Here is a 22,600-nt window from a genome sequence, read left to right on the forward strand (position 1 = left end):
AACGTGGGGTGAGGCCGCGAGACCTCGTGGTTGTTAGGCCCAGAAGCTGCCCGACACGCGCCCGGGGAGTCGCCCCCCGGCCGGGAACCACCCGCTGGTCGTAACACCGCGCCCGCCAAGCGGTCGTGCACAACGGGCGCTATGGATGAGGACATGTGGCCGGACACCATGAGCGCCTCGTTGCGGCGGCCGCGCCTCCAACCCGCGCGCAGGCGGGTGGGGGTTCAGCCGAGGGCGGAGAGGGTTGTCGCGTCGAACACCACCTGGGGTGCGACCGAGAACACCACCGCCACCACCACGGCGAGGCCGACGGCGACCCACGTTGCGGGGAAGCGCATCCGTACGCCCACTCCGGGCTCCGGGGTGAACAGGCGGGCGGTCCAGACGATGTAGTAGTAAAGCCCGATCACGGTGTTGACCGCCATGACGACCGCCAGCCACCCCATCCCCCCACCGACGATCTCCCGGAACACCACGACCTTCGCGAAAAGCCCTGCCAACCCGGGCGGCAACCCGGCCAGGCAGATCAGGCAGAACCCCAGCGCCACCGCCGCCACCGGGCTGCGGAACGCCAGCCCGCGATAGTCATCCAGCTCGTTGCGTTCATTGACCCGCGAAACCAGCATCACGACCGCGAACGCGCCCAGGTTCATCGCCGCGTAGATGATGAGATACGCCACGGACGCGCTCGCCCCGCTCATCGCACTCACACCGCCGGGTGCCGCCACCCCTCCCGCTGTGATCACCGCGAGCGGCGCGAGGATGTAGCCGGACTGCGCGACCGACGACCAGGCCAGCAGGCGTACGGCGGAGCGTTGGCGCATGGCCAGCAGGTTGCCAACGCTCATGGTGAGCGCCGAGAGCACCGCCACGATCGGCGCCCACGTGTCCGCCCTGCCGCTCAGCGCCCCGACCAGGACCAGGATGAGCCCGGCGAAACCGGACGCCTTGGAGATCACCGACAGCAGCGCCGCGACCGGCACAGGAGCGCCCTGGTACACATCCGCCGCCCAGGCGTGGAACGGCACAGCCGCGATCTTGAAGCCGAACCCCGCCACGACCAGCACCACCCCGACCGCCACCACACCCGACAGCCCGGACGCCCCGTCGAGCGCGACCATCCCGGTGGCGCCGTCACTCAGCGCCCTGACACCGGGACCAGCCACACCAGTCGCGCTCGGTTCCGGGCCGAGGACTGCGGCGATCCTGGTCAGGTGCACGCTGCCGGTCGCGCCGTACAGCAGCGAGATGCCGAAGAGCATCACCGCCGTCGACACGACGGACACCAGGAAGAGCTTGACCGCCGCCTCTGAGGACCTGCCGTCGTAACGTCTCAGCGCGGTGAGCGCGAACACCGGCAACGACACCAGCTCCAGCGCCACCACCAGCATGATCAGATCGCGCGACGCCGGCAGCGTGACCGCGCCGACGAGCGTGCAGAGCAGCAGGAAGTACCACTCGCCGACCGGGATGCCGCCCCCGGCCAGCTCTGTCATCGACAGCAACACGACCACGACGCCCGCGACCAGCGCGAGCCCGGCGAAGATCAGCGTGAAGTGGTCGACCACGAACGAGCAGGGCGCCTTGGACGGCGAGGCGAGCTGGTCGGGTACGCAGAAGGTCGAGAGGGTACGGCCACGCAGCGCCTGAGCCGCGACGAGCCCCAGCGCGACCACCAAACCGGCGATCGTCACCAGCCCGAGCGTCGTCCTGACCCGTGCGGAGGCAGGCAGGAAGGCGTCCAGCAGGAGTACCAGCCCGGCAACCAGCGCGAGCGTCAGCGGAGCCGCGATCGCGAAGTAGTCGATCGACTGGATCATGAGGCGGCTCCCAGCAGCACCTGTACGGCAGGCGTCGTCAGCGACAGCAGCAGCTTGGGCCACAGGCCGAAGAGCAGGATGAGCACGATCAGCGGCACCCAGGCGACCCACTCGTAGCGCTGCACGTCTGGCAGGGCTTCGCGCTCCTCGACGAGGGTGCCTGCGCGCGAGGGCGTCTCCTCATGGGCGGCTGCCCACTCGGCGTCCTCGGGATACCCCCCTGCCCACGGATCGACCGAACCGGACAAACCGGAGGCGCTGGAAGCTGCCAACGAAGCAGGACTCCCGGGCGAAGTGGCGGCGGCGGGAGCGTGGGGCGGGGGTGTGGCTGCGAGCGGGAGCGGTGTTCCGTCCGCTGCTCGCGTCGGGCGGCCGTGGGTGACGCGCGAGAGCATCACCAGGAAGTACGCGGCGGTCAGCACCGCGCCGAGCCCGCCCACCGCCATGAACGTCAGGAACAGCCCGCGCGGCAGCCCGTCCGCGGGTTGGTAGGCGCCGAACAGCGCCAGCATCTCCCCCCAGAACCCGGCGAGCCCCGGGATCCCCAGCGACGCGATGCAGGCGAAGGTGAGCACGGAGCCCAGATGCGGCAGCCGCGCCAGCATCCCGCCGCCGAGCTTGGGCATGTCGGCCGTGCCGTACCGCGTCTTGATCGCACCGGCCAGGAAGAACAGCAGGCCGGTGATGAGGCCGTGGGCGATGTTGCCGAACAGGGCCGCGTTGATGCCCACCGTCGTCAGGGTGGCCATGCCGAGCAGGACGAACCCCATGTGGCCGACGGAGGAGTAGGCGATCATGCGCTTGAGGTCGTTCTGGGCGAGGCAGGCGAGCGCGCCGTACACGATGCCGACCACAGCGAAGGCGCCCAGCCACGGCGCGATCGCGGCGGCTCCCTCGGGGAGGATGGGGATCGCGATCCTGGCGAAGCCGTACGTGCCCATCTTGAGCAGCACCCCCGCCAGCAGCACCGAGCCGACCGTCGGCGCCTCGGTGTGCGCGGCGGGCAGCCAGGTGTGCAGCGGCCACATCGGCGTCTTCACCGCGAGGCCGAGACCGACCGCCAGGAAGGCGATGATCTGCACCGTTCTGGGGATCGCGGCGCCGTGCGCGTGTGCCAGCGCGACGATGTCGAGCGTGCCGGTGTGCGCCCAGATGACCAGCAGGCCGAGCAGCAGGACGACCGAGCCGAGCAGCGTGTAGAGGATGAACTTGATCGCCGCGCTCCGGCGGCCTGGACCGCCCCAGATCGCGATGACGAAGTACATGGGGATGAGCACGATTTCGAAGAACACGAAAAACAGCAGCAGGTCGAGCGCCAGGAAAGTGCCGATCATGCCGACTTCGAGGATGAGCAGCGTGAACACCAGCGCCCGCGGCCTGCCGCCCTGGAGCAGTTGTCCTGGAGCGCGGCCGCCGCCCCAGGACAGGTAGGCGAAGCAGAGGAAGGTGAGCAGTGCGGTGAGCACGACCAGGGGCAGCGAGATGCCGTCGACGCCCAGGTGGAAGCGCAGATTCCAGGCGGGGATCCAGCTCCAGTCGACGCTGAACTGGATGCTCGCGGCCCTGCCGTAGTCGAACGTCGCCGCGATCGCCACTGCCAGGGCGAGCGCGAGCCCCGAGACGGCCATGCCGTACAGGGCAAGTCTCTGGCGCGGCATCGAGTCGGCGGCCAGCAGTAGCGCGGCGCCCAGCAGGGGGACGCCGAGTAGCGCGACGGGCAACCAGGTCATCCGAGCATCACCGCCCCGACCGCGATCAGCAGGACACCGGCGAGCAGGCCGCTCACGTAGAGCTGGACGTTGCCGTTCTGCGCCAGGCGCAGCAGCCCGGAGACGCCGCGCACCGACCGCCCCGAGCCGCGCACCGCGCCGTCGACCAGGCCGTCGTCGGCCCTGCCCACCAACCTGGCGAGCGCGCCGATCGGCCGGACGAACAGCGCCGCGTAGACGGCGTCCACGTAGAACGCCTGCTCGCACGGGGCTCGGAACGGGCCGAGCATGCGGGCGGGGTCGCTCAGAGGGTCGCTTCGCCAGACCGCGTAGACGATGCCCGCGCCGAGCAGGGCCAGCGCCACGCTGGTGAGCGCGGCCCCGAGTTCGAGGTGGCCGAGGCCGACGAAGCCCAGGAGCAGCGCGGGGACCGCGAGGAGGATCAGCGGCACCAGCATCGACAGCGGCGCCTCGCGCGTGTCGATCACGTGCGCGGTGCCGGGCTCCGGCTCGGGGAGCGCGACGGTGCCCGTCTGGCCGAAGAAGGTGCGCAGCCAGGCGCGCATCGCGTACGCCCCGGTGACCGCGACCGTCGCCAGCGCGCAGCCGTACAGCAGGAGGGCGGCCGCGTCCGTCAGGCCACTCCCGCGCACCGCTTCGTCGACGGCGGCCAGGACGCCGTCCTTGCTGAAGAAACCGCTGGTCGGCGGCAGGCCCATGAGGGCTGCGAACCCGATGGTCATGGTGGCGAAGGTGACCGGCAGCGTACGTCTGAGCCCGCCCATCTGGCTCATCAGGTTGGAGCCCACGTGGTGGATCACCGCGCCTGCGCAAAGGAAGAGCAGCGCCTTGAACGCGCCGTGGGTAACCAGGTGGAAGATCGCCGCGGTGTCCGAGCCTGCGGCCAGGGCCCCGGCCATGTAGGCGAGCTGACTGATCGTCGAATAGGCGAGGACCCGTTTGAGGTCGTCCTGGGCGAGCGCGGCCAGCGCGGCGCCGAGCATGCCCAGGGCGGCCAGTACGGCGAGCAGGTCGAGAGTCGGCTTGGCGGCCAGGAAGACGGGGAAGAGCCTGGCGACGATGAAGATGCCCGCCGCGACCATCGTGGCCGCGTGGATCAACGCGCTGATCGGTGTGGGACCGGCCATCGCGTCGGGCAGCCAGGTGTGCAGCGGGACCTGGGCGCTCTTCCCCGCGACGCCTGCGAGCAGCAACATCGTGGCGGTCACCAGCGCGCCTCGGGACATCTGGGGCACATGGGCGATCACTGCGTCTATGCGGAAGCTGCCCGCGTTGATGCCGAGGACGAAGATGCCGAACAGGAAGCCGACGTCACCCAGGCGGGTGACCAGGAACGCCTTGACCGCGGCTCTGGAGTTGGCGCGGTCTTCCCACCAGTGGCCGATGAGCAGGTAGGAGCACAGACCCATGACCTCCCAGCCGACGTAGAGGACGAGAAGGTCACCGGCGTAGACGACCAGGAGCATGGCGCTGGTGAAGAGGCTGATGAAGGCGCTGTAGGACGGGTAGCGGGGGTCGTCGTGGAGGTAGCCGGTCGAATAGACCTGTACGGCCAGCGCGACGATCGTGACGAGGACGCCGAGGATCGCTGAGAGATCGCCTGCCTGGAGGGTCAGGGAGATGGGGATCGCGCCGGTCTCGATGGTGCCGTAGGTGTGGGTGACGAGGGTTGAGGGTGTTTCTGGGGTGAAGAAGGCGAAGCCCTGGTCGGCGGCCAGCCAGAGGGCCAGGGCTGCTGAGGCTCCGGTGGGGATGATCGCCAGCCACGCGGCACGCTTGTTGGCCCCTGGTCCGGTTGCTCCGGGGCGTGGTGATGCTGCGGCGTGGGTTTTCGTGCCCGGGGCGGCTGTTGTGGCGGGCGCGAGGGTGCGGTGCGGCCAGCGGGACAGCAGGAGACCGGCGAAGGCCGCGACGAACGGCAGCAGTATGGCGATCAGGGGGATCGAGGTCACGAGCCACCACCTCGCTTGGCGGGCAGATCGTCCGAGCGTGGGGTCACTGGGCCGTTGTGCGTGGCCGGGCGGGCGGTCTTCGTGCCTCCGCGCGGGTCCGTGCTTTGGGTGTCGCCGTTCGCGTCGGACGTGGAGGTGGTGCTTTCAGGCGTCTGGGCTGGGTGCGCACCGGCTGAAGCCGTACCGGCATGGGTCAGGTCCGCGGGTGGACCTTCTGCCAGTGACGCTACTGCCAGGTCTTCTGTCGGTTCTGCGAGCGCTCTGAGGCGGTCGATGTCGACGGTGCTGCGGTTGCGGTACAGGGCGAGGACGATGGCCAGGCCGAGCCCGAGCTCGGCGGCTGCGATCACGATGACGAACAGGGTCAGGACCTGGCCGCCGTGCAACCGGTCGGCGAGCCATACGTCGAAGGCGACGAGGTTGAGGTTGACGGCGTTGAGCATGAGCTCGACGGACATGAGGACGAGGATCGTGTTGCGGCGCGCCAGCACGCCGTAGACGCCGATGGAGAAGAGCACCGCGGAGACGACCGCAGGGTAGACGATGTGCACTAATTCCCCCCGCCTTGGCCTGATGCAGACTCCCCGTCGGTGGGCTCACGCTTGTCCCCCGTCGCAGGTCCGGTCCCACCACTGCCGTCGTGACCTCGCGATGCGCGCCTGTCTCCACTCGCCGCTCCGGACTGGCGGGTGTCGGCTCTCTGAACGCCGGGTTCCTGGACGCGGTCTGTGGGCTCAGGTTGCTGAGCCTCTTCGTCGAGGGTGCCCGGCGCGTTGTCGTTCGTGGGCTCAGCACGGTCGGGCGTCGAGCTCGAGACCTTTACGCTCGGGGATGCCGGGCTCGCGACCGTTGGGCTCACGACCGCCGAGTTGGGGGTCTTTGGGCTTGGGGTGCGGTTGCTGGGGGGTCGGGAGGTGGGAGCGATGTCGGTTCTGGAGAGGACGATGGCGCCGATCAGGGCGGCCAGGAGGAGGACCGACAGCGCTTCGAACGGCAGGACCCACGTGCGGAACACGCTGGCGCCCAGCGCGCCCGCTGCGCCATGGCCCGCGTTGAGCGGCGTGTACGCGGTGCGGAAGCCGTCCACCACGACCGTGATCAGGACGGCGGCCGTGGCCAGCGACACCAGGGCGGCGATCGCGCGGTTGCCGCTGTTGAGGTCGGCCGAGCGGCCGATGGGCGCGCGGGTGAGCATGATGCCGAACAGCAGCAGCACCACCACGGCGCCCACGTAGATGAGCACCTGGACCCAGGCCACGAACTCCGCGGTGAGCACGAGATAACCACCGGCCAGGGCGCCGAAGCAGACGACGAGCCACAGGGCCGCGTGCACGAGCTGCCTGGTGAGGACGACGAGCAGCGCCGATCCGACCATCACCACGCTCAGCAGCAAGAAGACGACTTCCTGGCCGCTGGGTGACAGATAGGAGGGCACTGCCTGTGTCACGTCTCCTCCTCGGACTCCCGTGTCTCGTCAGGCTGCAACCGGCCTGGCGGACGGATGGACCTGGGGTCGGCCATCCTTCGCCTGCGCGGCTCCGCGGCAGAAGTCTGCTCCTCCGGGTCGGATTCCGGGGACGGCGCGCCCGAGCCTGTGGACAACTCTTCGCCAGATTGGCGGCCTGTGGACAACGTCTCCCCAGACGCGTCCGGCGGTGGAGAGACCTCCGTGCTGGGCGATGCCGGTTCGGGTGACTCCGGCTGACTGCTCGGTGGCGCGGGAGGCGGCGTCCCCGGCGTGGGTGGCAGGGCGCCTGGGGGGCGGATGCCACGCACGTTCGCGAGTCGCCGCACAGGACGCTCCCGTCCAGTGCCACTGTCAGCGGAAGGCGAAGTGGCGGCGTTGCCGGTGGAAGGGGACGTCGCGGCGTTGTCGGCGGGACGCGATGTCGCGGTGTCGTCCACAGCAGAAGAAGGCCCCGTGGTGCTGTCCGCGGGGGATTCCGCACCGGCGGTGGCTGGGGTGCTGGCAGGGCCTTCCGGCGTACGGCGCGGCCGGGCCTCGGGCGCCGGGGAGCCGGGCGATCCGGGCGGCCCAGCCGTACGAGCGCCTGCCGCACGTCCCCCAGGTGTGCGCGGACCAAGGCCGGTAGGTGCGGCCAGTTCCTTGGGAGGCTCGGCGCCGACCTCGTGCGCCGGAGGCGGGGGCACTGTCTCCGCCCACCCCGCCAGTTGCTCCTTCTCGTGCAGAAGGTTGCGGATGTCCCCGTCCGCGTACTCGAACTCAGGAGACCAGAACAGCGCGTCGAACGGGCACACCTCGATGCAGATCCCGCAATACATGCACAGCGAGAAGTCGATGGCGAACCGGTCCAGGACGTTGCGCTGCCTGGCGCGGCCGCCCTCAGGAGCGGGCAGCGTCTCCTTGTGCGAGTCGATGTAGATGCACCAGTCGGGGCATTCGCGCGCGCAGAGCATGCAGGAGGTGCAGTTCTCCGCCACGAGCGCGATCACGCCGCGACTCCTGGGCGGGAGGTCGGGATGGACCTCCGGGTACTGCTGGGTCACGGATCTGCGCAGCATGTGGCGAAGGGTGACGGACAGCCCCTTTGCCAGCCCTACTCCCGGTATCCGCGCCATGATTCAACATCATGACGCACTAAGCCTCGCAGGTGAATGAGCCAGACTGTTGTCCCGACTTTTTCCACAGCCATCCACAGGACATCCCAGGGTTATCCACAAGTCTCTCCACCGAGCCGATATGCGGCGTTTGCGAGCGATAGTGTTCCCGCCATGCCGTACACCCAGCCCAGCCGACCGAGCGGCGGAGCGTGGGCGGCCGCCGTCGCGTGGGCCGTTCTCCCCCTGCTCACCTGCGGCCTGGCGACCCCGTTCTCGATCGGGTTCGCCGCGTTCTGGATGCGCAGCGTGCTGCAAGGGGTCCTGGCGGGCATCTACCTCGTGCTCATCGGCACGTTCGTGGTGGTGGCGGGGAGCTATGAGGAGTTCGAGGCGATTCCCGATCCCCAGGCCACGCTGATCTCCTTCGGCCTGGTGATCAGCTGGATCGGCGGACTGATCCATTCCGGCATCCTCGTCCCGTTCATGGTCAAGGCGCGGCTTCCCCAGGTGACGCACGCACCGCCGCCCCACGAGGTCCACCAGCGCACGACCACGCCGTCCGCGCATCGCATGCCGGGCGAACCCGAATGGATCGGGCACTACCGAATCCTGCATTCCCTGGGCAAAGGCGGGCAGGGCGCGGTCTACCTGGCCCTCGCTCCGAACGGCGTGCGCGTCGCCGTCAAGGTCCTCCACGACCTGGGCGACGAGACGGCGCGGCAGCGTTTCATGCGCGAGGTCGACGCGGCGCGCAGGGTGGCGACGTTTTCCACAGCCAGGCTTCTCGACGTCAACATCAGCGGGGCGAACGCCTACACGGTGAGCGAGTACGTCGAGGGGCCGTCGCTCGAACAGCTCGTTCGTCAGTACGGCCCGCGCGACGCGGACAGCCTCATGCGGCTCGCGTTATCCACAGCCGGTGCGCTGGCGGCTATCCACAAGGCGGGGATCGTGCACCGCGACTTCAAGCCGAGCAACGTGCTGATCGGTCCTGACGGGCCGCGGGTGATCGACTTCGGTATCGCCCGGGCGCTCGACCAGGTGACGATGACGGCGGGCAAGATGGTCGGCACGCCGCCTTACATGTCGCCTGAGCAGCTGTCCGGCGAGCAGGTCGGGCCGCCGTCGGACGTGTTCAGCTGGGCTGTGACGATGCTGTTCGCAGCCACCGGACGGCCGGCGTTCGGTGAGGACACCGTTCCGGCGGTCTTCAACCGCGTGCTCACCTTTCATCCTGACTTATCGCCGTTACCACCCTCGATGCGCCCGATCGTGGGGTCGTGTCTGAGCAAGTCCGCCCAGAACCGCCCCACCGCCTCCGACGTCATGCTCGCGATCGTCCACTAGTCGCTGACACAACCCCGCGAACCTTGCGGGCGACGCGCTGCTGGGGTGGCCCTCTCGGGCTCGCGCATTGGCGTGCGTCGCTTTGGTGGAGTGTGGGTCGCTTGGGGTGTGGTTGTGCGTCGTGAGGGGCGTGGACGTGCATCGTGGGGGACATGCGTCATAGGGGGTGTGGACGTGCGTCGCGGGTGGTGTGGAAGTCCGACGCGGGTGGTGGACATGCGTCGCGAGGGGGTGGACGCGCGTCGCGAGAGGTGTGGATGCGGGGAGGGCTAGGGAGTGGCTTCCGGGGTGTGGTGGAGGAGGGTCAGGTACTCCTCTTGGGTCAGGCGGAGCACCTGGAGGCTCAGGCCGTGGCGGGTGGCGAAGGTGTTGATCTCCTCTGGGGACCATCGGCCCGGGGCGTGGTGCAGGATCTGGCCTGCTGCGTCCAGGAAGAAGAGGCCTCCGCCACCCTCGGCGAGCTGGTACGTCAACAGGCTGGCCACAGCTCCCGGGGCGTCGCCGATGAAGAGTGTGCGCATCGCGTCCCTACCCCGCATCACGCGGAGGGTGCGCACGCCCTTGGTGTCCAGGTGGAGGGGGCCGGACTGGGTGGCTACCGCGCCGGAGCGTACGCGGCGGCGGGTTCGCCACCTCGACAGCGGCGCGGCCAACGGGCGCAGCACCAGGAGCAACGGGCTGAACAGGACGGCCAACCAATGGGACTCGCCGCTCAGCAATCGGCCCAGCCCTGCGAACGCCCGCCACATCCCCCACGCACCCGAATATGCGCAGAACGCCATCAGGGCCAGGCCCGCCGTTCCCGCGCCAATAACCAAAGGCTTCTGCCATCTCGGGCGCGGGATTCCGTGGAGGCGGCGCCAGCCTGGGGCGCGACCGGCGAGGATCGCGCGGACTCGCCCATGGGCGTCGTTCCTGCCGTCGACGATGGGGAGCCCGGCGCGGACCATCAGGTCGTGGACCACGGGTGGGTGCCAGTGGCCCGGCAGGTCGAGCATGATCAGGCCGTCCGGGTCCAGGGCGGCCAGGCCGGTGACTGTGCGGGTTTGCCACCGTTCTCTGGCGTCGAGGAAGTGGATCTCGTGGCGGTAGTGGTACAGGGCGGACGGCGTGAGCCGTACCACCTGGCCGGACACGGGATCGGTGGCGATCAGGGCCTGGCCGTCGCAGGTCAGGGTGGTCGTCGGGTCGGGGCCGCCCAGGGAGGCGCTGGCGTACGGGCTGATGACCGGGGACATCGCGGCGGTCATGGCCCTGTGTCCGTCCTCGAGGGGTGGCGGGATTGGGACATTCTTCCCAATAGTGGGCGCACGAGCAAGGCGGGGAGGGGTCAGAGCAGGACCTTCAGGACGCCGGTCAGGGCCAGTTGGACCAGCGCCAGAGGGACCAGGCCTGCCCAGGCGAGCTTCTGGAGTTGGTCCTCGCGGAGCCTGGGGAAGCTGACGCGTAGCCAGATCACGACGAAGGCCAGGAGGAAGACCTTCACCAGGGTCCACAGCCAGCCCGGGAGTAGGGGGCCGTGCCAGCCGCCCAGGAACAGCACGGTGGTCAGCAGGGAGAGGACCACGATGCCCACGTACTCGGCCAGCATGAACAGGGCGAAGCGCATGCCGGTGTATTCGGTCATCGGGCCCATGATGATCTCGGACTCGGCTATCGGCATGTCGAACGGCGGACGGCGGAGCTCGGCGAGTCCGGCGATGAAGAAGACCACGCCGCCGATCGCCTGCCAGGGAAGCCACCACCACTCCCAGCGTTCGACGATCGCGGGGATGGAGAGGGTGCCTGCGGCCATCGCCACCGAGGAGGCGGCCAGGACCAGGGGGAGCTCGTAGGACATCAGCTGCGCGGCCGAGCGCATGCCGCCCAGGACCGAGTACTTGTTGGCCGATGCCCACCCGGCCATGATCGAGCCGAGCACCCCGATGCCCATGACGGCCAGGGCGAAGAACAGGCCGAGGTCGAGGTCGACGCCTACGAAGCCTGGGGCGATGGGCAGGACGATCAGGACGACGAGGTACGGCACCAGCGCCACGCCGGGGGCGATCATGAAGATCCGGCGGTCGGCGGCGGCCGGGATGACGTCTTCCTTCTGGGCGAACTTCACGCCGTCGGCGATCAGCTGGGCCCAGCCGTGGAAGCCTCCGGCGTACATGGGGCCCAGCCGGGACTGCATGTGGGCCATGGCTTTGTGCTCGGTCTGGCCGACGATGAGCGGGAGCAGCAGGAAGATCACCAGGATGACGGCGAAGCGCAGGACGATGTCGAGGAACTCAGCCATCGGACGGCTCCCCGGGTGATGAGGACGATGCGGGTGGCTCGCCCGTGCCGCTGGGGGTGGACGAGTCTTCGGAAGCAGCAGTGGGCGATCCACCCGAGGCGGGTTGGGTGGTTGAGGTGGGGGGGTCCCAGTCGGCTGGGACGCCGGGGGGCAGGACCTTGCGGCGGGCCGGGGCCGCTTCGCCCGGCTCCTTCGCCCCCGGCCACGGCTTCGCCACCCGAGCCGCCAGGATGAAGTCCTTGCGCAGCGGATGCCCCTCGAACCCGTCAGGCAACAACAGAGGCACCAGATAGGGGTGGTCCTCGAAGATCACCCCGAACATCTCGAACGTCTCCCGCTCGTGCCAGTTGGCCCCCCGATACACCCCCACCGCCGACGCCAGCCGAGGCGCGGACCGGGGTACCCACGTGCGCACCAGCAGCCGCGCCCGCTCTACCGGGTTGTACAGATGCGCCACGATCGAGAACCCGTCGGGCGGATCGTCCACCCCGGTCAGCCAGTCGAAGAACTCGTACCCGTCGGCCCGGCACGAAGCCAGCAGAGAAACCCAGTCCCCGGCGTCGACGTCCAGGGTCCTGTCGCCGAACGAGTCGGACTCCTCGACGTTCACGCGTCCTCCCCGTGCGACCGGGACCACACGTAACGATCACTGAGCTTCTCGCCCGCGATCTGCTCCTGCAGCGTCATGATCCCGTGCAGCAGCGCCTCAGGCCGGGGCGGGCATCCAGGCACGTAGACATCGACGGGAATGATCTGATCGACCCCGTTGGTGACGCAGTAGGAGTCCCAGTACGGCCCGCCCGAGTTGGAGCACGCCCCGAACGAGATCACGTACTTCGGGTCCGGCATCTGCTCATAGAGCCGTTTGACGGCCGGGGCCATCTTGTCGGTGACCGTACCCGAGACGATCATCAGGTCGGCCTGGCGCGGCCCGTTGGCGAACGGGATCACCCCGAACCTGATGAAGTCGTGCCGCGACATCGACGTCGCGATGAACTCGATCGCGCAGCACGCGAGCCCGAAGTTGAACACCCACAGGGAGTAGCGCCGCCCCCAGTTGAGCACGAAACGCATGGGTTTGGGGGCCAGCCGCGAGATCGGCCCCACGGTCGGCATCGGTAGGTCCGTCGCTGCCATACCCGTCATTGTTGCGCGGATCACCGATCAGACAAAGGACGAGAAGGTACGGCAGGCCAACAACCCCCAGTCGCCGTAAGTGGCTGATGACATTCCAGGGACACAGCCGACGACCGGACAACGTCCCGCCGCTACGCCGGATCAGTGGCGCAGGGCGCTCTTGCCCCACTCCCGCAACCACAGGATCATCCGCGCCCCGCTGGGAGCCAGCTCGGCGTCGACCGCGTCCATCCCCGAGGCGGAGACAACCCCTTCCTCGTACGGCAACGCCGCGACGTGCGAGTGCCGCAGATGCGTTGGCGGATGCGACTGGTCGATCCGCTTCCCTCCAGCCCGGTCCTCGGCCCGCAGCCTCTCGAGCTCCTCTTCCGGCGCTTCCGCGATCCGCTGCTCCAGGCGCTCCCAGAAGTCGTCTCCCGAGTGCAGCGCCCTCAGATAGACGTAGGACTCGGTGATACTGCCCCGGGTGACGAGCGCGTCCAGGAGCCCGCTCGCCGCCGAGGTCCCCGCGACTCGCGCCGCTGTCACGTCCGCGTAGTACTCGGCCCGCTGCGACGCGCGATACGTCGCCAGCCCGAGAAGGAACGTGAGCGCTTCGACCAGCCGCCTGATCACCCACCAGAACGTGTTGACCACGATCACCGCGAGGAAGGCGATGCCGTCGAAGGCTCTCGACTGTGCCGGTGAGGCCGTGCGGTGGAGGGAGGTCAGCGCGTCGAGCGCGGTGCCCACCACGAGGCTCCTGCGGGTGTCACCGTTGCTGAAGTGGCCGAACTCGTGGCCGAGCAGCGCCACCCGCTCCTGCGGCGTGAGCACCTGCCACAACGGATACCCGATCTCCAGGTAGCGCCGCCTGCGCCAGCCGTACGTGCGGACGGACGCGTTGACCCGGCCCGAGATCATCACCATGTGCACGCGCGGCGACGAGGCCCGGTCTGCCACCTCGTCGAGCAGGTCGAACAGCCGGGGCGCGCGAGCCCGGTCGAGGGTCTCCAAGTCCTCCGGCAGCTTGTCGGGCCTGGGGAACAGCAGCCAGGCGAACCCCAGCAGGATCGCCCCGAACACCATGGGGAACAGGCTGAAGGTGAGGATCAGGAGAACGCCGCAGACGATCAACGCGAGCGTGAACACGTGGACAAGACCGGCGACGGCGTAGGCCGCCACCAGAGCGATGCTCAGGCGCGGGCGCCCGGCGTCGGCTCTGACCTCCTCGTAGAGGCCGTCGACGAGGCGTTCCTGCCAACGTGCGACAAAGGCTGGGGTATGCACCCCAGGAAGATATGGGCCTTATGTCCAGCTAAGGACACGTTTGCGCCACGCATAGATAATGCCCAGCGCGATGAACCCCAGGAAGATGAACATCTCCACCAGCGTCGTCATCCCGTACCCCGGCGCCGCGAAGATCGTCGCCCACGGGAACAGGAACACCGCGTCCACCGCGAACACCACATACAGGTACGTGAACACGTAATAGCGGATCTGCGACTGCGCCCACCCCTCACCCACCGGGTCTACGCCGCACTCGTAGGTCGTCAGCTTCTCAACGGTCGGCCGCGTGGGCCGCAGGAGCCGGTTGGCGAACAGCGCCCCGGCCACGATGGCGACGCCGATCGCCAGCAACGCGGCGACCAGGAGATACGAGCCGTAATACCCGTCCACGCCTGCGATCGTAACCCCAGACCCCCGTCAAAGGCTCCCCCCGCATAGTCCCACGAGAGGGTAAAACGCCAAAGGACCCCCATAGCCTGTCATCCATGCCCAAAAAGCGATTCTTCGGAGGAATCGCGCTAATCGCCGCCTGCGCAGCGGGTTGCGGCATGGCCAACGCCTCCCCCGAGCACGTCTCCGTCCCCGCGGAACCCACGATGATCGATTTCATCGATCCCTCGACCGTCCCAGGACTGACGACCAGCACGATCACCGAAGGCGAAGAGGGCGAACGATATGTGCACGTGGTCTACCCCGACTTCGCCGACGCCCCGAAGCTGACCGCCCGGCTCAGGACCGAGGCCGTCAAGCAGCTCGACGACTTCAAGAAGGCCACCACCCCCACCGGCCGGCCGCCCCGCCCCGAGATCAACGTCGACTGGCAGCTCGCCGCCGTGGGCGACCGGGTGATCGGCGTACGGCTGCGCACCGGTGAGTTCTACGGCGCCAACTGGGGCAACTCCACCAAGACGCTCTGGTACGACCGCCAGTCCCAGCAGCCCTTCGACTCCACCGGCCTCCTCGAAAAGTCGGAAATGGGCGCCCTGGTGACGCTGGTCGGCAAGCAGCTGGACAAGCGCGGCTCGGAGATCGACCGCGCGGAGGTGCGCGCCGGCGACGAGCTGTTCGACTCCATGGCCTTCAACCCGGCCGGCGACCTCGTCGTGGAGTTCGACGACTGCGAGGTCGGCCCGTGCTCGCTCGGCCGGGTCGCGGTAGCCGTACCGGAAGAGCAGGCGCGCCCGCTGCTGTCGGCGGCGGGACGGCACGCGCAGGACACCGCGCGGGCGGCCGCGACGGAGGCGCCCGACCCCACGATGACCGCGAGCAAGAGCCCCGCGGCGGTGAGCAAGCAGGCGGGCAGCGTCGACTGCCGCCAGGCCAAGTGCGTCGCGCTCACCTTCGACGACGGACCCGGCCCGCACACCGCCCGGCTGCTCGACGAACTCAACAAGGAGAACGCGCGCGCCACGTTCTTCACCGTCGGCACCAACGCGTCGGTCGACCCGCAGCTCATCAGGCGCATGAGCGACGAGGGGCATCTCGTCGCCAACCACAGCTGGGCGCACAGGGACCTGTCGAAGCTACCGTCCAGCAAGATCACCGATTCGCTGGGCCGTACCCAGGACACGCTCACGGCCGCGATCGGGCAGACGCCCACGCTGGTCCGCCCGCCGTACGGTGCCGTCAGCAAGGACGTCAGGGCGGTCGCGGGCAAGCTCGGTCTCGCGCTGGTCAACTGGAACGTCGACACCATGGACTGGCGCGACAGGAACCCGAAGGTCGTGGAGAGGCGCGCGGTGGACGGCGCGCGGCCGGGGGCGATCATCCTCATGCACGACATCCACCGGACGACCGTTGACGCCGTTCCGGCCATCCTTAAGCGGCTCCGAGGGAAGGGTTACACCTTCGTCACCGTTCCAGAGTTGTACGGGGCAGAAGGCATGCAGGCCGGGCGACTTTACACAGCGGGTCCTTAGAAGGACCCTCGAGCGCGCCTAGAGCGCCCCTAGAGAGGGTCACGACTTGGAGGGACGTATAGTTGGCGCTCGTGACCCGAACCGTCCTCTTCGCCCGCCTGCACGTCGACCTGTGCAGACTCGCGTCCGGGCTGTGTCACCCCTTGAGTCCTCCCGTCGCCCCCTGACTCCGACCGCGTTTACCCGCATCTTGCGGCGCGCAAACGCGTGACCTCCCGAGGATCTAGCATGGAAAAGAGAACGCGCTTCCCGGCGCGTCGAGGAGGACCGCTGTGACTAAGCAGGTTCAGCAACTCGACCGCGTGATCATCCGGTTCGCCGGCGACTCCGGCGACGGTATGCAGCTCACCGGCGACCGCTTCACAGCAGGGACGGCTGAGTTCGGCAACGACCTGTCGACACTGCCCAACTTCCCTGCCGAGATCCGCGCCCCCGCAGGAACCCTGCCGGGCGTGTCGAGCTTCCAGTTGCATTTTGCCGACCACGACATCCTGACCCCGGGTGATGCGCCGAACGTGCTGGTGGCGATGAACCCGGCTGCGCTCAAGGCCAACTTGGGCGATCTGCCGCGCGGCGCCGACATCATCGCGAACGTCGACGAGTTCACCAAGCGCAACCTCCAGAAGGTCGGCTACGCGGTGAGCCCGCTGGAGGACGACTCGCTGGCCGAGTGGCGGGTGCACTCCGTGCCGCTGACCTCGCTGACGGTCAAGGCGCTCGAGGACTTCGACATCTCGAAGAAGGATGCGGAGCGCGCGAAGAACATGTTCGCGCTCGGCATGCTGAGCTGGCTCTACCACCGGCCGACCGAGGCGACGATCAAGTTCCTCGAGACCAAGTTCGCCAAGAAGCCCGACATCGCCAAGGCGAACATCGCGGCCTTCCAGGCGGGCTGGAACTTCGGCGAGACCACCGAGTCCTTCTCGGTGTCGTACGAGGTCAAGCCGGCCAAGCTGGCGCCTGGTGTTTATCGCAACATCTCGGGAAACCAGGCCCTGGCCTACGGTCTGATCGCGGCGTCCGTGCAGTCGAAGCTGCCGCTGTTCCTCGGCTCGTACCCGATCACGCCCGCCTCCGACATCCTGCACGAGCTGTCCAAGCACAAGCGGTTCGGCATCCGCACCTTCCAGGCGGAGGACGAGATCGCCGGTGTCGGCGCGGCGCTGGGCGCGGCCTTCGGCGGTTCGCTCGGCGTGACCACCACGAGCGGTCCCGGCGTGGTGCTCAAGGGCGAGACGATCGGCCTGGCGGTGATGACGGAGCTGCCGCTGATCCTGGTCGACGTGCAGCGAGCCGGTCCTTCGACGGGTATGCCGACGAAGACCGAGCAGACCGACCTGTTGATGGCCATGTTCGGACGCAACGGCGAGTCGCCGGTGCCGATCGTGGCGCCGAGCACCCCGAGTGACTGCTTCGCGGCGGCCATCGAGGCGGCGCGCATCGCGATCAAGTACCGCACCCCGGTCTACCTGCTGTCGGACGGTTACCTCGCCAACGGCTCCGAGCCGTGGAAGCTCCCAGAGGTCGCCGACCTGCCCGACATCTCCACCGTGTTCGCCGCGCCGGTCGAGGGCGAGGAATACCTCCCCTACAAGCGCGACCCGGAGACCCTGGCCCGCCCGTGGGCCATCCCCGGTACGGCCGGCCTCGAGCACCGCATCGGCGGCATCGAGAAGGCCGACGGCACCGGCAACATCTCCTACGACTCCAACAACCACGATCTGATGGTCAGGCTGCGCCAGGCCAAGATCGACGGCATCGACGTGCCCGACGTCGAGGTCGACGACCCGGACGGCCAGGCCAAGGTGCTGGTGCTCGGCTGGGGCTCGACCTACGGGCCGATCGCGGCAGCCGTACGCCGGATCAGGAAGGCCGGCGGCCACGTCGCCCAGGCCCACCTGCGCCACCTCAACCCGCTGCCGTCGAACCTCGGTGACGTGCTCAAGAGCTACGACAGGGTCCTGCTGCCCGAGATCAACCTCGGCCAGCTCGCCCTGCTGCTCCGGGCCAAGTTCCTGGTCGACATCATCAGCTACAACCGTGTGCGCGGGCTTCCGTTCAAGGCCGAGGAGCTGGCCGGAGTCATCCAGGACGTGATCGACAATGACTGAACTCATCAACGGCAAGGGCCTGGACCTCATCCCCAAGACCGACGCCAAGCAGACCCTGAAGGACTTCAAGTCCGACCAGGAGGTCCGCTGGTGCCCCGGTTGCGGTGACTACGCCATCCTGGCCGCGGTGCAGAGCTTCCTGCCGGAGCTCGGGCTCAAGCGCGAGAACATCGTGTTCGTGTCCGGCATCGGCTGCTCCAGCCGCTTCCCGTACTACCTGAACACCTACGGCTTCCACTCGATCCACGGCCGCGCGCCGGCGATCGCGACCGGCCTGGCCTCGTCGCGGCCCGACCTCAGCGTCTGGGTGATCACGGGGGACGGCGACGCGCTGTCGATCGGCGGCAACCACCTGATCCACGCGCTGCGCCGCAACGTCAACCTGAACATCCTGCTGTTCAACAACAGGATCTACGGCCTGACCAAGGGGCAGTACTCCCCCACCTCCGAGGTCGGCAAGATCACCAAGTCGACTCCGATGGGCTCGCTGGACAAGCCGTTCAACCCGATCTCGCTCGCGATCGGCGCCGAGGCGTCGTTCGTGGCCAGGACGATCGACTCCGACCGCAAGCACCTGCAGTCGGTGCTGCGCGAGGCCACCGCGCACCGCGGCACCTCGCTGGTGGAGATCTACCAGAACTGCAACATCTTCAACGACAACGCCTTCGAGCAGCTCAAGGACCCGGAGATCCGCGACGACATCACGTTGCGGCTCGAGCACGACCAGCCGATCGTGTCCGCGTCCAAGGCCGTCGTGCGGGCGCCCAACGGCGGCATCCAGGTCGTCGACCGGTCCACCGTGGCTGAGGGCGAGATCCTCGTGCACGACGCCCACCACCCGGACCCGTCGCTGGCGTTCGCGCTCAGCAGGCTCGACGAACCGGCATTCGAGCATGTCCCGATCGGCATTTTCCGGCAGGTCGACAGGCCCGCCTACGACGTGTTGATGGCCGAACAATTGGAAGAAGCCACCGCAAAGCAGGGCAGCGGTGACCTTGCCAGCCTGCTCCAAGGCGGAGACACCTGGCGCATCGGCTAGCGGGTGTATTAGATGGAGCCGTTCGCCAGAACGGCTCCATCTTCCTTCTTCCCGCGGAGGTCCAACCCACGATGTCCTACTGGCCGGAGACCGTGGTACTGGTGACTGGAGCGGCGGGCTTCATCGGCTCGCACCTGGTCAGACGCTTACGACTGCTGGGCGCGCAGGTTCACGCGGTGAGCCGCCGCGCCCGGCCCGCCCGCCACGGCGAGACGTGGCACCTGACCGATCTGAGCGACGCGGGCGCCACCGCGCGACTCTTCGGTTCCGTACGGCCCAGCCTCCTGTTCCACCTCGCCAGCGAGGTCACCGGGTCGCGCGGCGACGAGGTCGTCAGAGCCACCCTGGAGAGCACCGTCGTCGCCTCGGTCAACGTGCTGGCAGCAGCGCACGCCAACGAGGTCAGGACCGTCTTCACCGGCTCCATCGAGGAGCCTCGGCCGGGCAACAACCTGGCTCCGCCGTCCTCGGCGTACGCCATGGCCAAGTGGGCGGCAACCGGCTACGCGGAGCTCTACCACCGCCTGTGGGACCTTCCGGTCACCGTCCTGCGGCCTTCCATGGTCTACGGCCCCGACCAGCCCGACGTCAGCAAGCTCGTCCCCTACGTGACGCTGAGCCTGCTGCGCGGCGAGCGCCCCAAGCTCACCAGGGGCACGAAGCTGGCCGACTGGATCTACGTCGACGACGTCGTGGACGCGTTCGTCTCGGCGGGCGTGTCGGACAAGGCGATCGGCCACACCCTCGACATCGGCACCGGCGTGACGACACCCGCCTACGGCGTCGTGGAGAAGCTCTACGGGATCCTCGCGACTGACTCGATCCCGGATTTTGGCACGGTCCCAGATCGTTCCCACGATATTCCGCAGGTCGGCGACATCGAGCCGGCGGCCGACAAACTGGGCTGGCGTCCTGTCACGACATTGGACGCCGGGTTGCGAAAGACCGTCAATTGGTACGCGTCCCAAGAATGTCACGAAGAATCGCACTCTTAGCCGCGTAGCCAAAATTCTGCGACCATAGGGCAATGAGCCGTCTGAATGCCCTGCGTAGCCGATTCGTGGACGCTCCCGATTCACTCGGGGCAAAGGCGCGGGCGCGGCGGTGGCAATGGTTCGCCGACCAGTTCCCCGATCTCGACCAGATGTCCGTCATCGACCTCGGTGGTACGGCCGGCGCCTGGATGCGTGCGCCGGTCAGGCCGGCGCACGTCCACATCGTCAACCTGGAGCAGCCGCCTGCCGAGCTGCCGTCGTGGCTGCGGGCCGACGTGGCTGACGCGTGCGACCTGCCTGCGTCGATCCGGGACGCTAGTTACGACCTGGTGTTCTCCAACGCGGTGATCGAGCACGTGGGGGGGCACGTACGGCGGCAGCAGTTCGCGGACACCGTGCACTCGCTGGCTGACCGGCACTGGGTGCAGACGCCGTACCGGTACTTTCCCGTGGAGCCGCACTTCCTGTTCCCGGGGTTCCAGTTCCTGCCGCTGGCGGCACGTACGGCGATCCTGCGGCGGTGGCCGCTGGTGCACACGCCTACGTCGGATCGGGACGCGGCGCGCATGATCGCGATGGAGGTGGAGTTGCTGAGCGTCACGGAGATGCGGCACTACTTCCCCAAGTCCGGCATCCGCTTCGAGCGGCTGGCCGGGCTGGTGAAGTCAGTGATCGCCGTACGCAACTAGCGGCCGCCCGTGATGTCGGCCAACCCTTCGGCCCCGGCCCACATGCAAGCCCGCAAGACATCTCGGCCCTCATCAAGGGGATGGCACGTGGGGCGGTGGGCCCTCAATGGGCGGTTGTAGCCCTGCCATGGGGACTTCGGGTCCTCGTGTGAGGGGCACCTGACGGCGGCTCACGGCCATAGGGGCTTGTCGGGCGTGGGGCGGCTCGCGTGTGGGGGGTGCGGTCCTGTGAAGGACCGCTCCCCACCGGGGGTCAGTCGCTGGCTGAGACGGCGCTGGCGCCGCCTTCCCAGGTGTTGCCCTTCCAGACGTTGCCCGGCCCGTTGGAGTCCCAGTACGACACCGGGCCAGCCGAACCGCCGCGCGGCCACACCTTGCGGCTGAAGACGTTGTCGATGACGCGGATGTTCGACGAGGTGCCCTTGTTACCGGCTCCTGCGTACAACGTCCAACCTCCACCGGCCAGGAAGTTCTTCTCCACCAGCACGTTGCGCGTCACACCGAAGTCCTGGAACAACGCGATCGCGCCGGTCTGGTCGAGCGTGTTGATCACCGTGTTGTGCCTGATGACCAGCTCGGTGCCGGAGGCGGCGGTGTCCGTCGACATGATCATGTCGGTGTGGTCGCCCGAGTAGTACTTCGGGTCGTGCACGTAGGAGTCCTCGATCAGGCCCTGGTCGGTGCAGATGCCGTTGGAGATCGTGTGGATGTCCACGCGGCGGACGGTGAGCATCTTGCCCTGGTTCAGGATGCCGAACTGGGTGCGGACCTTGCCGTTGCCGTAGATCTCGCTGTCCTCGACCTTGAGGCCGGAGAAGCCCTCGCGCTGCAGGATGCCCCAGTAGTCCGACTGGCCGCGCACCCGGGTGTTGCGGATGGTCACGTTGTTGGCCTCGACGGTGATGTCACCGGCGATGTCCCAGCCGTCGATGACCTTGCCGTCCTCCCTGATGACGATCGAGCCGGTCTTCTGGACGAGATCCGTGCCCGACGGCACCCCGGTATTGCCCGCACCCGGCCAGTCGCCGCTGGGCGGCGGGGTGGTCGTCCTGGTGGCGGTAGGGGTGGGCGAAGACGTGGGCGTCCTCGTAGCAGTGGGGGTCGGCGAAGACGTCGGCGTGACCGAGCGCGTAGGCGTGGCCGAATGAGTTGGCGTGGCCGAATGAGTTGGCGTGGCCGAATGAGTCGGCGTGGGCGAGTGCGTAGGCGTGGGCGTCTCGGACGGCGTCCTGGTAGGAGTCGGCGTCTCTGACGGCGTCTTCGTAGCAGTCGGCGTCGGTGTCGGTGTCTCGGACGGCTTCCGCGTGGGAGTGATCGTCCTCGTCGGGATGGCCGTCTCCGACGGCGTGGGCGTGGACGAGTCCGTCGGCTGCTCCGGCGACGGCGTCACCTCAGGCGTCGGCGTCGGCTTCCTGGTGGGCCGGGGTGTCGGCCGCTTGTGCCAGTACCACCACCACGGGTCCGTGTGCCACCACGGGTCATTGCGCGCCGTGCTCCCCCGCACCAGGTGTTCCCTGGTCGGTCGCAACGGCCCCCGCCCCGCCGCTGCGGGCTGGAGCGTGGTGGTGGCCCGTACCCCGGAGACGGCGGCCTGCGGCTCGATCTCGTCACCGGGAGTGACCAAGCTATATCCGCCGGCCAGCACCGCGACCGCCGATACCCCGGCGAGCGATAACCATCCGGCGCGTCTGTTACGCCTTCGATGCCTCGACACAGGCGACCTCTTCCTCAGTGACTGCGGTGGAGTCC

General features: G+C 68.5%; 19 protein-coding genes and 1 pseudogene. 7 read left to right on the top strand and 13 right to left on the bottom strand.

All coding sequences use genetic code 11. The annotated features are described in order from the left end of the window. Positions 1 to 224: 224 nt before the first annotated feature. The 6 genes and pseudogenes from ACIBG8_RS27090 to ACIBG8_RS27115 all read right to left on the bottom strand — a co-directional run bounded on the left by ACIBG8_RS27090 (position 225) and on the right by ACIBG8_RS27115 (position 8,025). Entirely contained in the window at positions 225 to 1,820 is a 1,596-nt protein-coding gene (locus ACIBG8_RS27090; RefSeq protein WP_397345744.1) for an NADH-quinone oxidoreductase subunit N, read from the bottom strand. Beyond that, the gene (locus ACIBG8_RS27095) at positions 1,817 to 3,550 is read right to left on the bottom strand and encodes a NuoM family protein (protein WP_397345745.1); all 1,734 of its coding nucleotides are present in this window, start codon (positions 3,548 to 3,550) and stop codon (positions 1,817 to 1,819) included. Before ACIBG8_RS27095 ends, ACIBG8_RS27090 begins: the two co-directional genes overlap by 4 nt. Then, complete coding sequence (locus ACIBG8_RS27100) at positions 3,547 to 5,502, bottom strand: NADH-quinone oxidoreductase subunit L (protein ID WP_397345746.1); 1,956 nt, start codon at positions 5,500 to 5,502, stop codon at positions 3,547 to 3,549. Before ACIBG8_RS27100 ends, ACIBG8_RS27095 begins: the two co-directional genes overlap by 4 nt. A gap of 254 nt (positions 5,503 to 5,756) precedes the next feature. Further along, positions 5,757 to 6,053 (bottom strand): annotated as a pseudogene (gene nuoK, locus ACIBG8_RS27105) (NADH-quinone oxidoreductase subunit NuoK); the annotation flags it as partial. Continuing rightward, entirely contained in the window at positions 6,053 to 6,949 is an 897-nt protein-coding gene (locus ACIBG8_RS27110) for an NADH-quinone oxidoreductase subunit J (protein ID WP_397345747.1), read from the bottom strand. The pseudogene nuoK and the gene ACIBG8_RS27110, both read right to left, overlap by 1 nt. Then, positions 6,946 to 8,025, bottom strand: a complete 1,080-nt coding sequence (locus ACIBG8_RS27115; RefSeq protein ID WP_397345748.1) for a 4Fe-4S binding protein — start codon at positions 8,023 to 8,025, stop codon at positions 6,946 to 6,948. The genes ACIBG8_RS27110 and ACIBG8_RS27115 overlap by 4 nt, the downstream gene beginning before the upstream one ends. A gap of 210 nt (positions 8,026 to 8,235) precedes the next feature. Between ACIBG8_RS27115 and ACIBG8_RS27120 the strand changes: the two genes are divergently transcribed. After that, on the top strand, positions 8,236 to 9,411 hold the full coding sequence (locus ACIBG8_RS27120; protein WP_397345749.1) for a serine/threonine-protein kinase: 1,176 nt from the start codon (positions 8,236 to 8,238) through the stop codon (positions 9,409 to 9,411). Positions 9,412 to 9,680: 269 nt separating this feature from the next. On the opposite strand, the gene ACIBG8_RS27125 is transcribed toward ACIBG8_RS27120, so the two are convergent. From ACIBG8_RS27125 to ACIBG8_RS27150, 6 genes are all read right to left on the bottom strand, one after another. After that, complete coding sequence (locus ACIBG8_RS27125) at positions 9,681 to 10,661, bottom strand: hypothetical protein (protein WP_397345750.1); 981 nt, start codon at positions 10,659 to 10,661, stop codon at positions 9,681 to 9,683. An 80-nt stretch (positions 10,662 to 10,741) separates the two neighbouring features. Further along, positions 10,742 to 11,692 (bottom strand): NADH-quinone oxidoreductase subunit NuoH, encoded by a 951-nt coding sequence (gene nuoH, locus ACIBG8_RS27130; protein ID WP_397345751.1) that lies wholly within the window; start codon positions 11,690 to 11,692, stop codon positions 10,742 to 10,744. After that, positions 11,685 to 12,302 carry an NADH-quinone oxidoreductase subunit C gene (locus ACIBG8_RS27135; protein WP_397345752.1) on the bottom strand — a complete coding sequence of 206 codons (618 nt, stop codon included), beginning with the start codon at positions 12,300 to 12,302 and terminating at the stop codon, positions 11,685 to 11,687. The genes nuoH and ACIBG8_RS27135 overlap by 8 nt, the downstream gene beginning before the upstream one ends. Further along, positions 12,299 to 12,808 carry an NADH-quinone oxidoreductase subunit B gene (locus ACIBG8_RS27140; RefSeq protein WP_397346192.1) on the bottom strand — a complete coding sequence of 170 codons (510 nt, stop codon included), beginning with the start codon at positions 12,806 to 12,808 and terminating at the stop codon, positions 12,299 to 12,301. The genes ACIBG8_RS27135 and ACIBG8_RS27140 overlap by 4 nt, the downstream gene beginning before the upstream one ends. 162 nt (positions 12,809 to 12,970) lie before the next feature. Next, positions 12,971 to 14,098: a M48 family metallopeptidase gene (locus tag ACIBG8_RS27145; protein WP_397345753.1), complete on the bottom strand. Its 1,128-nt coding sequence runs from the start codon at positions 14,096 to 14,098 to the stop codon at positions 12,971 to 12,973. A gap of 18 nt (positions 14,099 to 14,116) precedes the next feature. Then, the gene (locus ACIBG8_RS27150) at positions 14,117 to 14,488 is read right to left on the bottom strand and encodes an NADH-quinone oxidoreductase subunit A (RefSeq protein ID WP_397345754.1); all 372 of its coding nucleotides are present in this window, start codon (positions 14,486 to 14,488) and stop codon (positions 14,117 to 14,119) included. Between the two features lie 95 nt (positions 14,489 to 14,583). Here ACIBG8_RS27150 and ACIBG8_RS27155 point away from each other — a divergent pair, with 95 nt between their 5' ends. The 6 genes from ACIBG8_RS27155 (at position 14,584) to ACIBG8_RS27180 (ending at position 20,851) form a co-directional block, all read left to right on the top strand. Continuing rightward, positions 14,584 to 16,017: a polysaccharide deacetylase family protein gene (locus tag ACIBG8_RS27155; protein WP_397345755.1), complete on the top strand. Its 1,434-nt coding sequence runs from the start codon at positions 14,584 to 14,586 to the stop codon at positions 16,015 to 16,017. 71 nt (positions 16,018 to 16,088) lie between these two features. After that, positions 16,089 to 16,184 carry a putative leader peptide gene (locus ACIBG8_RS27160; protein ID WP_397345756.1) on the top strand — a complete coding sequence of 32 codons (96 nt, stop codon included), beginning with the start codon at positions 16,089 to 16,091 and terminating at the stop codon, positions 16,182 to 16,184. Between the two features lie 105 nt (positions 16,185 to 16,289). Continuing rightward, on the top strand, positions 16,290 to 18,128 hold the full coding sequence (locus ACIBG8_RS27165; RefSeq protein WP_397345757.1) for a 2-oxoacid:acceptor oxidoreductase subunit alpha: 1,839 nt from the start codon (positions 16,290 to 16,292) through the stop codon (positions 18,126 to 18,128). Continuing rightward, complete coding sequence (locus tag ACIBG8_RS27170) at positions 18,121 to 19,167, top strand: 2-oxoacid:ferredoxin oxidoreductase subunit beta (protein ID WP_397345758.1); 1,047 nt, start codon at positions 18,121 to 18,123, stop codon at positions 19,165 to 19,167. Before ACIBG8_RS27165 ends, ACIBG8_RS27170 begins: the two co-directional genes overlap by 8 nt. 71 nt (positions 19,168 to 19,238) lie before the next feature. After that, a complete protein-coding gene (locus ACIBG8_RS27175; RefSeq protein WP_397345759.1) occupies positions 19,239 to 20,162 on the top strand; it encodes an NAD-dependent epimerase/dehydratase family protein in 924 nt (307 codons plus the stop codon). A gap of 32 nt (positions 20,163 to 20,194) precedes the next feature. Beyond that, a complete protein-coding gene (locus ACIBG8_RS27180) occupies positions 20,195 to 20,851 on the top strand; it encodes a hypothetical protein (RefSeq protein WP_397345760.1) in 657 nt (218 codons plus the stop codon). 253 nt (positions 20,852 to 21,104) lie between these two features. Here the strand turns inward: ACIBG8_RS27180 and ACIBG8_RS27185 are convergent, their stop codons facing one another. Further along, positions 21,105 to 22,475, bottom strand: coding sequence for a hypothetical protein (locus ACIBG8_RS27185; RefSeq protein WP_397345761.1), 1,371 nt, complete (start codon positions 22,473 to 22,475; stop codon positions 21,105 to 21,107). Positions 22,476 to 22,600 lie beyond the last annotated feature (125 nt).

This window comes from Nonomuraea sp. NPDC050556, assembly GCF_044457355.1.
Classification (GTDB): Bacteria; Actinomycetota; Actinomycetes; order Streptosporangiales; family Streptosporangiaceae; genus Nonomuraea.